Below are 13,666 nucleotides of genomic sequence, written 5' to 3'. Positions count from 1 at the left end.
TCCATAAAAGCCCGTCCCTGTGACGGGCTTTTTATTTGCCCGACAAAAGGCGGCGATTGAGGCTTGCTATTATTTGAATAGGAATTATTCTCATCTCAACGGTTCACGACAAGGAGATAGAGCCATGACCTATTTGATTGACGCCTGGCTGGATCGCCCGCACCCCTACCTGCGCATCCTCAATCGGGAAACGGGCGAGGTGTGCGTCGTACTGGAAGAGGAAGCCATCGATGAACTGCGCGACCAGGGCGATCTCGACCTGAGCGGTCTCAACTCCAGCGAGCCGATCGTGCTCAAGGAGCTGGTTCGCAGCCTGTTTCTGTTCTGCTACGCCCGGGCATTGCGCCCTCACGGCGAGTTGCACTGAGCAACAACCTAACGCAAGGACGCGTCAGGCACATGGCCGCCACCGCACAGGCTAGCCATGGCGCAGGAGCAACGGAGCCCCTGCTGATGCCCGAATGATCAGGACGATCATTCGGGCATCGCTTTTTATCGGGATCGAATGTTACAGGATCTCGAGCAGCTCGACGTCAAACACCAGCACGCTGTGCGGCGGGATGCTGCCAACGTCCTGGCCGCCATAGGCCAGTTCGCTCGGCACGTGCAGGCGCCATTTGCTGCCGGTGTTCATCAGTTGCAGCGCCTCGATCCAGCCGGCGATCACACCACCGACCGGAAACTCAGCCGGCTGGCCGCGCTCGTAGGAGCTGTCGAACACGGTGCCGTCGATCAGGGTGCCGTGATAGTGGGTACGCACGTGGTCTTCGCGGGATGGCTTGGCGCCCTCGCCAGCTACCAGCACTTCGTACTGCAGGCCGGATTCCAGCACGGTCACGCCGTCACGCTTGGCGTTCTCGACCAGGTATTCGCGACCGGCACCCGCAGCAGCTTCGGCCTTGGCAGCGGCTTCGGCCTGCATGATTTCACGGATCACGCGGAAGCTGGCGTTCAGCGCTTCCGGGGAAACCTGGCTCGGCTGGCCACCAAAGGCGTCGCGCAGGCCGGCGACCACGGCTTCCAGGCTGACGCCCGGCGGCGGGTTGTCACGCAGTTGGTCGCCGAGTTGACGGCCGATGCCGTAGCTGACGCGGCCCTCGTCGGTGGACAGTTCGTTGGACAGGTTGACTTCGGACATGGCCGGGCTCCACTAGCGGACAAAAAAGGGCGGCCAGCCTAGCACAGAGCCACACCGCGCATGCAGCCACAGATCTGCCCGAGTGCCGGGGCTGGAAACACAACCGCCCGGACATTCTGCAATGGCCGGGCGGCGGGTGAAGCGCAAGCGCGGATCAGTGGTCGTGCTTGGTCAGCTTGTCCAGATAGCCCATGGCGAAGGCCGAGACCACGAAGGCCATATGAATGATCACGTACCACTTGAGGTGCTCCACCTCAATGTTCTCCGCATTCATGAACACTTTGAGCAGATGGATCGAAGAGATCGCCACGATGGAGGCCGCTACCTTCATCTTCAGCGAGCCGGAGTCCATCTTGCCCAGCCAGCTGAGCTTCTCCTTGCCCTCGTCGATATCCAGCTGCGAAACGAAGTTCTCATAGCCGGAGATCATCACCATCACCAGCAGGCCACCGACAAGGGCCATGTCTATCAGCGACAGGATCACCAGAATCAGATCCGCTTCGGCTATGGAGAACACGCTGGGGATGATGTGGAAGACTTCCTGGAAGAACTTCAACGCCAACGCCAGGAGTCCCAGCGACAGACCGAAGTAGATGGGAGCCAGCAGCCAGCGCGAGGCGTACATCGCGTTTTCGATAAAGCGTTCCATGGAAATCCCGTCATCTGAAAAACCGGTCGCGAGTATACCCAGCCAGGCGCGCAGGACAAAGGCAGCAAGGGTTACAGGGGTTATCCACGCTTGCTGTGGATAACCTTGTGGGCAGGGCTGGGACGGATGGCTGCAAGCCTGCCGCTATGCCGCGTCGGCGCGATTGGGCAAAAAGCGCTCAGTCGTGCGCTTCAGCTTTCCGGACGCAACTGGCAATCAGCCAGGGAACGGCAGCGTTCGCCGTTCAGGCGGCGCAGTTCGGCTTGCAGGTGCAGACGCCAGATGGGCTCGTCCGTACAGGCTTCGTAGCCTTGGATGGACAGGCACTGGGCGATCGAATCGAGCACCGTTTCTGCCACGAAAGGCCCGTGGAATGGGCCTTGCGCCTTGATCGCCGACGGTTGCGCGCCAGACATGCCGGCGGCGCAGAGCAGCGTCCACAAGCCGCGCTCGCCCGCCAGCGGGCGAATCAGGCATTCGATGCGGGTGGTCAGGCCCAGGCACTGACGGGTAAGACAGAGGCTGCGCGGCATGGCGGCGATCCTCGCGAGGTCTGGCCCTCAGACTACACCCCGTGGCGCCGCTTCGGGAAGATCGAAGTTACCCCCGCGCACTGTGGATAACTCTGTGGAAAGAACGGGGGAAAGCCGCCCCGGCCGACGCCGTTCGCGGCTGCCGGGCAACTGCTCAGTGACTGACCAGTTGCCCGGCGGTCGAGGCGTCATTCCTTGGGCTTTTTCGGCGCCGGCTTCGCCCTGGGCTTGGCCGCCGGTTTGGCCTTCTCTTCCGGCTTGGCCGGCTCCTCTTCTTCCATGCCCATCTCGGCGATGCTGCGCAGGCGCTCGACGACCCGGGCGTTGACGCTGCCCTTGGCGAATTCGCCCTGCTCGTCTTGCGCACCAGCCGGCTCACCGAGCAGCAGACCGAGGGCTTCGTCGACGTGACGCACAGCGTAGACGTGGAACTGCCCGGCACGCGCCGCCTGCAGCACACGCTCGTCGAGCATCAGGTTGCTGACGTTGGAGTGCGGGATGATCACGCCCTGCTCGCCAGTCAGGCCGCGCGCCTCGCACAGGCGGAAGAAGCCTTCGATCTTCTCGTTGACCCCGCCGATGGCCTGCACCTCGCCGAACTGGTTGATCGAGCCGGTGATCGCGAAGCACTGCTTGAGCGGCGTGCGCGACAGGGCCGAGATCAGGGTGCAGACCTCGCCGAGCGAAGCGCTGTCGCCGTCTACATAGCCGTAGGACTGTTCCAGGGCGATGCTCGCGGAGATTTCCAACGGGAACTCCTGGGCGTAGCGGCTGCCGAGGAAGCCGGTGAGGATCATCACCCCCTTGGAGTGGATCGGCTGGCCCAGGTTGACCTCGCGCTCGATGTCGACGATGCCGCTGCCGCCCGGGTAGACGGTGGCGGAAATCCGCGCCGGCATACCGAAGGCCGAGTCGCCCACTTCCAGCACGGTCAGGCCGTTGCACTTGCCCACCGCCGAGCCGGCGGTGTCGATCAGGATGATGCCGGCCAGCATGTCGTCGATGATCCGTGCCGAGACCCGCCCGGTGCGCGTGGCCTTGGCCTTCAACGCGCGCTCGATATGGCCGGCGTCGGTCACCGCATCCCCGGCCAACTGGCGCACGAAGTCGGCCTCGCTGACCAACTGGAACAGGTCGCCGATACGCGCCGACAGGCGCCCCTGGTGTTCGGCCAGGCGCGCGCTGTAGGTCGCCAGGCGCGCCACGGCGGCGGCAGTCAGCGGCGCCATGCCCTCTTCCGAGGTACGCGTGCGCAGCAACTGAGCGAACTGCTCCAGGCTTTCGTCGCCCACAGCAATTTCCTCGTCGAAGTCGACCAGCACGCGGAACATCTCCTGGAAGTCCGAATCCAGGTCCTGCAGGGTGTAGTACAGCTGGCGCGAGCCGATGATGATCACCTTGAGCTGCAGCGGAATCATCTGCGGCGTGAGGGTGACGGTGGCGATGCGGCCGAGGTCGCCCAGCGGCGACTCCATCTTCAACTGGCGCGAATGCAGGGCGCGCTTGAGCGCATCCCAGACGAACGGCTCGCTGAGCAGCTTCTCTGCCTCGACGATCAGGTAGCCGCCGTTGGCGCGGTGCAGCGCGCCCGGGCGCAACTGCCGATAGCTGGTGTAGAGCGCGCCCTGGTCGGTGTTGTACTCGATGCGGCCGAACAGGTTGTCGTAGGTCGGATGCGGCTCGAACACCACCGGCGCACCACCATCGACATGATGACCAACCACCAGGCTCGGCAGGTACTGCTCCTCGATCATCTCGCGGCGCTGGGCATCGGGCTTGTCGTCGGCCAGCAGGTCGACCACGGTTTTCAGCAGATGCACCTGCATCGCCTGCAGGTAGCCGCAGACGCCGGCGTTCTCCGCGTACTTCTCCGACAGCGGCGCCAGCAGCGGCTGCAGGGCCAAACTGATGGTTTCCTCGTTGAGCTGGCGCAGCTGGTTGCTCAGCTCGCGCTTCCACTGCGGCAGACCGGTGAGCTCTTCGTTGAGGCGCTCCTCGAGGTCGGAGATATCGACATGAAAGCGCTCGCGCTCGGCCTCCGGCAATTGGGCGAACTCGGCTTCGTCGAGGGCCTTGCCGTCCTTCATCGGGGTGAAGGCGATGTTGCTGGCGTCACGGTAGAGCGCCACGTCCTTTTCCAGCGCCAGACGCTCGATCACATCCAGCGCCTTGTCGTAGCGCTGGTTGAAGACCCGGTCGATCACGCTCTTCTTCTGCTGGTAGGTCGGCGTTTCGAACACTGCCGGGAAGGTCGACAGCAGGTTGTCCATCAAATGGCCGAGATCGGCGATGAACTCGGCGGCAGTGCCGGCCGGCAGCTCCAGTGCGCGAGGCTCGCGCGGTTCGTCGAAATGGTTGACGTAGAGCCAGTCCTGCGGCGTTGCCAGGCGCTTGGCCTCTGCCTTGAGGTAGCGCTGGACGAAGGAGAAGCGCCCGGTGCCGGGCTCGCCCATGACATACACGTTGTAACCGGGGCGCGGCATCGCCACACCAAACTGCAGGGCTTCTACCGCGCGCTCCTGGCCGAGCACGCCGCGAAACGGATCCAGATCATCGGTGGTGGTGAAATTGAACTGGTCGGCGGGGCAGGGACGGGTCAGGGCATCAGGCGCCAGACGCAAGCTGGCAGCGAAGGATTCGGGCATCGGAAGTCCTTATCAGGCGGTACGGCACCGCGGAGTGTCAGGCTCATTCTTGCGCCGCCGCGACGCCACTGGCAAGGCATCAACTCGCTGATTTATCCGCGCAGGCCAGACAGAACTCGGCCGCCGGCAACACCGCCAGGCGCGCCTGGTTGATCGGCTCACCACAACGCTGGCAGTCGCCATAACCACCCTCGTCCAGCCGCAGGCGCGCCAACCCGACCTGGCGCAAACCCGCCTCGGCCTCGGCCAGCAGGGCCTCCAGCACTTCATCGTTCTGCCGCTCCTGGGCTTGCTCGGCGAAGTCGGCCTGGTGCGGCTGACCCAGATCGCGGCGAATCGAACGGGCACGCTGGCTGTACTCGGCAAACAGCTGATCCAGCGCGGCACGCGGGTCAAAGGTGCTCATGGCGCCACTCCTGAGAGGTTTCCTTCAGTGTGGCCCCATCTGCCACACCTGCACGGGCGCCGGTCAGCTTGCGCAATCAGGCAACCTGACCTTGCTTGACAGCCCCCTGCGCACTGCGAAAAGCTCGGCCATCGCAGCACGAGAAGGCGTTTGCCCTTGAAATGGATGTTCCCGGCCCTGGCCATGAGCCTCGCCTTGCCGCTATACGCTGCCCCGCAACCCTCCACCGAACGCTTGCATGCCCTGGCCAACGACAGCTACTGGCTGTCGCTCGGCCACTATGAGCGCGGCAAGCTGGGCGGCTGGCGCAGCTATGTCGACGATCCGGCCTTCTTTCTCGCCGCGGACGGTGCCAGTGACCCTGCGGCCGAACTCAGCGCCACCCTCAACGCCCTCTACAAGCCGGCCGAACTCGGCGACCAGCACCCGCAATGTGTCTACCCGGCCCGTACCCGCTGGTTGCGCGCACAGCTACAACTGAACGACCTGCCGCAGCCGACCTGTAGCGAATACCGTGGCTGGTTCAAGGAAATCCAGCCGCACAGCACGGTGCTGGTGTTCCCCGCGGCCTACCTGAACAGTCCGTCGTCGATGTTCGGCCACACCCTGCTGCGCATCGACCAGGCCGACGTCGACACCAACAGCACCGCCCTGCTCAGTTACGCGCTGAACTTCGGCGCCTACATCGAAGGCATGGACAACAGCCTGCTGTATGCCTGGAAAGGCCTGGTTGGCGGCTACCCGGGGCTGTTCTCGCTAGTGCCCTACCGCGAGAAGCTGGCCGAATACAGCCGCCTGGAAAACCGTGACCTGTGGGAGTACCGGCTGAACCTCAGCAGCGCCGAAACCGAACGCATGGTCGAGCACGTCTGGGAACTCAAGCAGGTGCGCTTCGACTACTACTTCTTCGACGAGAACTGCTCCTACCGCCTGCTGGAGCTGCTGGAAATCGCCCGCCCGGGCATCGAGCTGACCGAACAATTCCCACTGACCGCGATCCCCACCGACACCGTGCGCGCCGTGCAACAGGCGGGGCTGGTCGAACGCATCGACTACCGCCCCTCGCGTGAACGCGAGCTGCTGGGCCGCGCCGATGACCTGGACAGCGCCGAGCAGGACTGGGTGAACCGCATCGCCGCCGACGAGCAGTTGCTCAACAGTGCCGAATTCCAGGCCCTGCCCGCGCCGCGCCGCGCACTGATCCAGGACGCCACCTACCGCCTGCTGCGCTACCAGGCCGCCGGTGAAGCCCGTGACAGCGCCCAGGCCAAGCGCAGCTTCACCCTGCTGCAGGCCATCAACCGCAACCCGCCACCGCAGCTGGAGATCCCCCGCCCCGACTTGCCCCAGGACGGCCACCAGTCGCGCACCTGGCAACTCGGCGCCGGCACCCACGAGGACCGCGCCTTCGCCGAATACGGCCTGCGCATGGCCTACCACGACCTGACCGACAACGCCGAAGGCTTCCCCCTCGGCGCCCAGATCGAAATCCTCCAGCTCAAACTGCGCCAGTACGAAGGCAACCACTGGCAGGTGCAGCAGCTCGACCTGGCCAACATCCGCTCGCTGACACCACGCGGACAACTGCTCAAGCCCTGGTCCTGGCAGGTCGGCGGCGGCCTGCAGCGAGTCCCCGGCGAGAGCGACGATGATGAAACCCTGGTCAGCCATTTCAATGGCGGCGTCGGCGGCACCTGGCAACTCGGCGACGACAGCCTGGGCTTCGCCCTGGCGACTGCACGCCTGGAGCACCACGAAGACTTCGCCTCCTTTATCAGCCCGGCGCTGGGCTTCGACACCGGCCTGCTGTGGCGCAACCCGCTGGGTAACCTGAGCCTGGAAGCCAAGGGCGACTACTTCCACAACGGCGAAGTGCGCCGCAGCCTGTCACTGAACCAGCAGTGGGAGCTGTCGACCAACCTAGGCCTGCGCCTGTCCGCCCAGCGCCAGTTCAGCCAACTGTCCAGCCCGCAGAACGAGGTGATGCTGGAGTTGAAGTGGTACCACTACTGACCGCAGCGCAGGCGGGTTAAGGCCCGGCGGCGAGCAGCCAGCCCGGGCTTCGCTACGCGCAGCACACAAACGAAAACGGAGCCTTGCGGCTCCGTTCTGTTTTGCTGGGCGGTTACTGCGCCAGCTTCTTGTAACGCACGCGGTGCGGCTGTGCGGCCGCCTCGCCCAGGCGTTTCTTGCGGTCGGCTTCGTACTCGGTGTAGTTGCCTTCGAAGAACTCGATATGCGAGTCATCTTCGTACGCCAGGATGTGGGTGGCCACACGGTCGAGGAACCACCGATCGTGAGAGATCACAATCGCGGCGCCCGGGAAGTCGAGCAGCGCCTCTTCCAGCGAACGCAGGGTTTCCACGTCGAGGTCGTTGGACGGCTCGTCGAGCAGCAGGACGTTGGCGCCTTCCTTCAAGGTCAGGGCCAGGTGCAGGCGGCCACGCTCACCACCGGAGAGGTCCTTGACGAACTTCTGCTGGTCGCCGCCCTTGAAGTTGAAGCGGCCAACGTAGGTGCGCGACGGCACTTCATAGTTGCCGATCTTGATCATGTCGGAACCACCGGAGATGGCTTCCCACACGGTCTTGCTGCCGTCGAGGTCGTCGCGGCTCTGGTCGACGCAGGCCATCTGCACGGTTTCACCGATTTCGATGCTGCCCGAATCCGGCTGCTCCTTGCCCATCAGCATGCGGAACAGGGTCGACTTACCGGCACCGTTGCCGCCAATCACGCCAACGATGGCGCCCTTGGGCATGCTGAACGACAGGTTGTCGATCAGCGCGCGGTCGCCGTAGCCCTTGCCGACGTTGATGAAGTCGATGACCTTGTCGCCCAGGCGCGGGCCGACCGGGATGTAGATCTCGTTGGTCTCGCTGCGTTTCTGGAATTCCTGCGACTGCATTTCCTCGAAGCGCTGCAGGCGCGCCTTGGACTTCGACTGGCGGGCCTTGGCGCCTTTGCGCACCCACTCCAGTTCGTCCTTCATCGCTTTCTCGTGGGCCGACTGCTGCTTGGATTCCTGGGCCAGGCGGTTGGATTTGGCCTCCAGCCAGCCGGAATAGTTGCCTTCGTACGGGATGCCGGCGCCACGGTCGAGTTCGAGAATCCAGCCGGCGACGTTGTCGAGGAAGTAACGATCGTGGGTGATCGCCACCACGGTGCCGGGGAAGTTGTGCAGGAACTGCTCCAGCCAGGCGACGGAATCGGCGTCCAGGTGGTTGGTCGGTTCGTCCAGCAGCAGCATGTCCGGGGCCGACAGCAGCAGGCGGCACAGGGCCACGCGGCGCTTCTCGCCACCGGAGAGGTGCTCGACCTTGGCATCCCAGGCCGGCAGGCGCAGGGCGTCGGCGGCGACTTCCAGCTGGCGCTCGAGGTTGTGGCCGTCGGCGGCCTGGAGGATGGCTTCCAGCTTAGCCTGCTCGGCGGCCAGCTTGTCGAAGTCGGCATCCGGCTCGGCATAGGCGGCGTAGACCTCATCGAGGCGCGCCTGGGCGTCCTTGATCACACTGACCGCTTCTTCCACCACTTCGCGCACGGTCTTGTTCGGGTCGAGCTGCGGCTCCTGCGGCAGGTAGCCGACATTCAGCTCGGGCATCGCACGGGCTTCACCGTCGAACTCGGTGTCGACGCCGGCCATAATCTTCAGCAGGGTGGACTTGCCCGAGCCGTTGAGGCCGAGCACGCCGATCTTGGCGCCGGGGAAGAACGACAGGGAGATGTTCTTGAGGATTTCCCGCTTCGGCGGCACGACTTTGCCGAGCCGATGCATGGTGTAGACGTATTGAGCCACGTGGATGACCTTGGTTCTGTATTGGAGATGGAGAGGGAACAGCGCGCCGCGGGCCGATTGGCCGCGACAACATTCCGGGCGAATGAGCATGATAGCCCTTGCGCCCGCGTGCGTGCGGCGAAAGCTACCGCAATGCGCAAAACGGGGCAAACAACGCTGGTCGGCAAACCGGCATCGGCTGATGGCACTTTGCCCAGCTTCAAGGCATGCTAGCCGCCTTTGATTACCTGGCTTACAGTCCGAAGCCTGGCAGTTGTATCAGCAGGATTCCTTGGCGTGTCCCGACCCCACTTCTTCCGCCGCTCTCGCCAGCCGAGCGACTCGTTCACCAGCCCCTATCGCGGCTCGCTCAAGGGCGTCCTCGGTTTATTGGTGACGCTGATGCTGGGTCTGCTGCTGTGGCAGTTGCAGCAGGAGTTCCAGACCCAGGAGAACAGCGAGCGCCAACGCAGCCTGGCCTATAGCGAACAACTCGCCAGCCACCTGGGCCTGGCCCTCAAGCTCAAGGCCGAGGCCGGCCAGGCCTATCTGTTGCGCGCCGCGCCACAGCCCCTTCCCGCCGAGCAGTGGCCGGCCCTGCTCGACGACCTCCATGGCGTCTACCCGGCGCTGCACAGCCTGGTCTGGTTCGACGCCGACGGCCGGGTACTGGCCGACAGCTCACCGTCCAGCGACGATGCCGCGCTGCTGGGCGAATTGCTCAGCCAGCGCCGCCAGCCCTATCAGTTCGCCTACGGCCCGCGCGAGCAGGGCCTGATCTACCTGCTGCTGCCGCGTCCGGGTGACAAGGCCCACAGCGGTGGCTGGCTGGTGCGCCTGCATGTGACCGCCCTGCAGAACTGGCTGCCGGCCAGCCATGACGACCTGGCCTGGCTGCTGGTGGACCGCCCCAGCGGCCTGGTCATCCTGCGCCGCCCCGCTACCGCCCAGGCGGCCACCAATACCCCGCCCAGCGCTGCCGAACAGGCGCAGAGCATCGAGCAACTGCCGCTGGCCGGCAGCGAGTGGCAAGTGCAGAGCCTGTTCGATGCCAGCGCCCTGCGCGCCGAGCTGATGCCGCTGCAGGCCGGCAAGCTGCTGCTGTTTATCCTCTGCGCCACCCTGTCGCTGCTGGCCCTGTTCGGCCTGCTGCGCGAGCAGCGCAGCCTGCGGGCGCACAACGCCCTGTCGCGGCAATCGCTGGAAGACGCCATCGGCGCACTCGGCGCCATCGATGAGCGGGTACTGGTGACCCAACCCGACGGCCATATCAGCTACCTCAACCCGCGCGCCGAACAGATGTTCGGCCTCGGCCGCGCCGCCGCCAGCGAGATGCACATGCTGCAGCTGCTGCCCGCCGTGGCGCCCTGGCTGGAAAGCGCCTTCTATGAACAGAAGGACCCCATCGAGATCCTCCAGGACGGCGACAAGCGCCTGTTCACCGTGACCTGCCACGCGCTCTACACCGACAACCCCGAACCCGCTCGCGCCTGGGTGCTGCGCGATGTCACCGAGCAGCAGAAGGCCGTCGACGTCCTGCAGGACACCCGCCGGCGCTACCAGGACATCTTCGAGGGCAGCGGCATCGCCCTCTGCGTGATCGACCTCAGCGGGCTGAAAAACTTTCTCGACCAGCAGGGCCTGCGCCACAGCAGCGAGCTTCCAGCATGGCTGCAGCAGAGCCCCGACAACCATCTGGGCCTGCAGAGCCAGGTGCGCATCACCGAGATGAACAAGGTGGCTACGCAGCTGCTGGGTGTCGAGTCGCCGCAGCAGGCCTGGGATTACCTGTTCGGCGCGCGCCCCCTGCGCATCGGCGGCAGCCGCCACGCCCTGATCGCCGCCCTGCTCGATGGCGACCTGAACATGACGGTCGAGAGCCGCATGCGCACGCCCCACGGCCACGAGCGCTACCTGTGGCTGACCCTGCAATTGCCCAAGCGGGCCAGCGAGCTCACCGCAGTCACCCTGAGCATCCACGACATCACCAGCCGCAAGCGCATCGAACTGTCGCTGGTGGAGCGCGAGCGCTTCTGGTCGGATGTGGTGCGTGCGGTGCCGGACACCCTCTATGTGCACGACATGAGCAACCAGCGGGTGCTGTTCAGCAACAACCGCCTCGGCCCGGACCTCGGCTACAGCAAGGGCGAGCTGATGGCGATGGGCGACAAGCTGTGGGAAAAGATCCTTCACCCGGACGACGTCGAGCTGTACCAGCGCGTGCGCAACCTGCAGAAAGTGGTTGGCAACAAGCAGACCCTTCACTGCCAGTTGCGCTGGCGCCACCGCGACGGTAGCTGGCACTGGTTCGACGTGCGCGAGCACGCCCTCAGCCGCGATGCCAATGGCCGCGTCAGCCGCCTGATCGGCGTGGCCAAGGACATCACCGCGGAGATCACCTCCAAGGTCAGCCTGAGTGACAGCGAACGCCGCTACCGCATGCTGGCGGAAAGCATCAGCGACGTGATCCTGTCGACCAACAGCAGCCTGCAGCTCAACTACGTCAGCCCCTCCGTCGAAGCCTTCTTTGGCTACAGCCCGGAATGGATACTGCACAACGGCCTGCTCAGCACCGTGACCAGCCAGCGACAACTGGCCAACCTGCAGGAGCTGCTGGTCGAGGCAACTGCCGCCCTGGGCAACCCGGAGCTGCTTGCCAACCTGGAAGAACGCCTGACCGGCAAGGTGTTCATCTTCGACTGCCTGCGCGCCGATGGCCGCAAGATCACCGTGGAAATGCGCATGATGCTGATGCGCGACGAGCAGAGCCGCTTCGAGGGCGTCCTCGGCATCGCCCGCGACATCAGCCAGCAGCGCCGCGCCGAACGCGACCTGCGCATGGCCGCCACGGTGTTCGAGCACTCCACGGCGGCGATCATGGTCACCGACCCGGCCGGCTATATCGTGCAGACCAACAAGACCTTCCAGCGCCTCACTGGCTACACCGCCGCGCAGGTGCTCGACCAGCTGCCGGCCATGCTCACCGCCGATCGCCAGCAGGCCGGCCAGCTCAACTTCATCCTCGCCCAGCTCAACCAGCACGGCATCTGGGAAGGCGAGCTATGGCTCAAGCGCGCGGGTGGCGAGCAGTATCCGGCGTGGGTCGGCATCACCGCGGTGCAGGACGACGACGGCGACCTGGTCAGCTACGTGTGCTTCTTCAACGACATCAGCGAACGCAAGGCCAGCGAACAGCGCATCCACCGCCTGGCCTACTACGACGCCCTGACCCTGCTGCCCAACCGCACGCTGTTCCAGGACCGCCTGCACACCGCCCTGCAGCATGCCGAACGGCATGAGGAATGGGTGGTGCTGATGTTCCTCGACCTCGACCGCTTCAAGCCGATCAACGACTCCCTCGGCCACGCCGCCGGCGACCGCATGCTCAAGGACGTGGCTGTGCGCTTGGCCGCCTGCGTCGATGAAGACGACACCGTGGCGCGCATGGGCGGCGACGAGTTCACCCTGCTGCTGCAGGCGCGCACCACCCGCGAAGGCGCGCTGAACCGCGCCATTCACGTCGCCGAGCAGATTCTCTCCAGCCTGGCCCAGCCGTTCATCCTGCAGGGCCGCGAGTTCTTCGTCACCGCCAGTATCGGCATCGCCCTCGCCCCGCAGGACGGCGACGAGCTGAGCCAGCTGATGAAGAACGCCGACACCGCCATGTACCACGCCAAGGAGCGCGGCAAGAACAACTTCCAGTTCTACCAGGCCGACATGAACGCCACCGCGCTGCAGCGCCTGGAACTGGAAAGCGACCTGCGCCACGCCCTCGAACAGCAGCAGTTCCTTCTTTATTACCAGCCGCAGTTCAGCGGCGACGGCAAGCGCCTGACCGGCGTCGAGGCCCTGTTGCGCTGGCAGCACCCGCGCCGCGGCCTGGTGCCGCCCGGCGAGTTCATCCCGGTGCTGGAAGAGCTCGGCCTGGTGGTACAGGTCGGCGACTGGGTGCTCGAAGAAGCCTGCAAGCAGATCCGCCTGTGGCATGCCGCCCAGGTGCGCGTGCCGAAGATCTCGGTCAACCTCTCGGCCCGCCAGTTCGCCGACGGCCAGTTGGCCATGCGCATCTCGCGCACGCTGGAAGAAAGTGGCGTACCGCCCGCCTGCCTGGAACTGGAGCTGACCGAGAGCATCCTGATGCGCGATGTCGGCGAGACCTTGCAGATCCTCAACAGCCTGAAGAAGCTCGGCCTGTGCATCGCGGTGGACGATTTCGGCACTGGCTACTCCTCGCTCAACTACCTCAAGCAGTTCCCCATCGACGTGCTGAAGATCGACCGCAGCTTCGTCGACGGCCTGCCCGGTGGCGAGCAGGATGCGCAGATCGCCCGCGCCATCATTGCCATGGCCCACAGCCTGAACCTGGCGGTGATCGCCGAGGGCGTGGAAACCCAGGAGCAGCTCGACTTCCTGCGCGAACACGACTGCGACGAGGTGCAGGGCTTCCTGTTCGGCAAACCGATGCCGGCCAAGCAGTTCGAGGCGCAGTTCAGCGGCCAGGCGCTGTTCGTCCTCAACTGAAA

9 protein-coding genes are annotated in these 13,666 nt (G+C 65.0%); 3 read left to right on the top strand and 6 right to left on the bottom strand.

Annotation, left to right across the window (positions count from 1 at the left end):
• Positions 1-124 precede the first annotated feature (124 nt).
• The gene (locus H3H51_RS10205; protein ID WP_183088941.1) at positions 125-367 is read left to right on the top strand and encodes a PA4570 family protein; all 243 of its coding nucleotides are present in this window, start codon (positions 125-127) and stop codon (positions 365-367) included.
• 141 nt (positions 368-508) lie between these two features.
• Here H3H51_RS10205 and H3H51_RS10200 read toward each other — a convergent pair whose 3' ends face one another.
• From H3H51_RS10200 to H3H51_RS10180, 5 genes are all read right to left on the bottom strand, one after another.
• A complete protein-coding gene (locus H3H51_RS10200) occupies positions 509-1,138 on the bottom strand; it encodes an FKBP-type peptidyl-prolyl cis-trans isomerase (RefSeq protein ID WP_183088940.1) in 630 nt (209 codons plus the stop codon).
• 154 nt (positions 1,139-1,292) lie between these two features.
• Positions 1,293-1,787: a TIGR00645 family protein gene (locus tag H3H51_RS10195; RefSeq protein WP_183088939.1), complete on the bottom strand. Its 495-nt coding sequence runs from the start codon at positions 1,785-1,787 to the stop codon at positions 1,293-1,295.
• 191 nt (positions 1,788-1,978) lie between these two features.
• A complete protein-coding gene (locus H3H51_RS10190; protein ID WP_183088938.1) occupies positions 1,979-2,320 on the bottom strand; it encodes a PA4575 family protein in 342 nt (113 codons plus the stop codon).
• 188 nt (positions 2,321-2,508) lie between these two features.
• On the bottom strand, positions 2,509-4,965 hold the full coding sequence (locus H3H51_RS10185; RefSeq protein WP_183088937.1) for a Lon protease family protein: 2,457 nt from the start codon (positions 4,963-4,965) through the stop codon (positions 2,509-2,511).
• A 79-nt stretch (positions 4,966-5,044) separates the two neighbouring features.
• Positions 5,045-5,371, bottom strand: coding sequence for a TraR/DksA family transcriptional regulator (locus tag H3H51_RS10180; protein ID WP_183088936.1), 327 nt, complete (start codon positions 5,369-5,371; stop codon positions 5,045-5,047).
• A 165-nt stretch (positions 5,372-5,536) separates the two neighbouring features.
• Here H3H51_RS10180 and H3H51_RS10175 point away from each other — a divergent pair, with 165 nt between their 5' ends.
• Positions 5,537-7,384: an Lnb N-terminal periplasmic domain-containing protein gene (locus H3H51_RS10175; RefSeq protein ID WP_235981354.1), complete on the top strand. Its 1,848-nt coding sequence runs from the start codon at positions 5,537-5,539 to the stop codon at positions 7,382-7,384.
• Between the two features lie 112 nt (positions 7,385-7,496).
• Here the strand turns inward: H3H51_RS10175 and ettA are convergent, their stop codons facing one another.
• Positions 7,497-9,164 (bottom strand): energy-dependent translational throttle protein EttA, encoded by a 1,668-nt coding sequence (ettA, locus tag H3H51_RS10170; RefSeq protein WP_183088935.1) that lies wholly within the window; start codon positions 9,162-9,164, stop codon positions 7,497-7,499.
• A 381-nt stretch (positions 9,165-9,545) separates the two neighbouring features.
• On the opposite strand from ettA, the gene H3H51_RS10165 reads away from it, so the two are divergent.
• Positions 9,546-13,664: a bifunctional diguanylate cyclase/phosphodiesterase gene (locus tag H3H51_RS10165; protein ID WP_183089341.1), complete on the top strand. Its 4,119-nt coding sequence runs from the start codon at positions 9,546-9,548 to the stop codon at positions 13,662-13,664.
• Positions 13,665-13,666 lie beyond the last annotated feature (2 nt).

This window comes from Aquipseudomonas ullengensis (genome assembly GCF_014174475.1).
Lineage (GTDB): Bacteria > Pseudomonadota > Gammaproteobacteria > Pseudomonadales > Pseudomonadaceae > Aquipseudomonas > Aquipseudomonas ullengensis.
The sequence above is the reverse complement of the archived record's forward strand: the minus strand, read 5'-3'. Positions and strand labels throughout refer to the sequence as shown.

Coding starts and splice junctions, on each gene's coding strand:
- H3H51_RS10205 (WP_183088941.1), top strand. CDS start 125: ATGACCTATTTGATTGACGCCTGGCTGGATCGCCCGCACCCCTACCTG.
- H3H51_RS10165 (WP_183089341.1), top strand. CDS start 9,546: ATGCTGGGTCTGCTGCTGTGGCAGTTGCAGCAGGAGTTCCAGACCCAG.
- H3H51_RS10200 (WP_183088940.1), bottom strand. CDS start 1,138: ATGTCCGAAGTCAACCTGTCCAACGAACTGTCCACCGACGAGGGCCGC.
- H3H51_RS10195 (WP_183088939.1), bottom strand. CDS start 1,787: ATGGAACGCTTTATCGAAAACGCGATGTACGCCTCGCGCTGGCTGCTG.
- H3H51_RS10180 (WP_183088936.1), bottom strand. CDS start 5,371: ATGAGCACCTTTGACCCGCGTGCCGCGCTGGATCAGCTGTTTGCCGAG.
- H3H51_RS10175 (WP_235981354.1), top strand. CDS start 5,537: ATGTTCCCGGCCCTGGCCATGAGCCTCGCCTTGCCGCTATACGCTGCC.
- H3H51_RS10190 (WP_183088938.1), bottom strand. CDS start 2,320: ATGCCGCGCAGCCTCTGTCTTACCCGTCAGTGCCTGGGCCTGACCACC.
- H3H51_RS10185 (WP_183088937.1), bottom strand. CDS start 4,965: ATGCCCGAATCCTTCGCTGCCAGCTTGCGTCTGGCGCCTGATGCCCTG.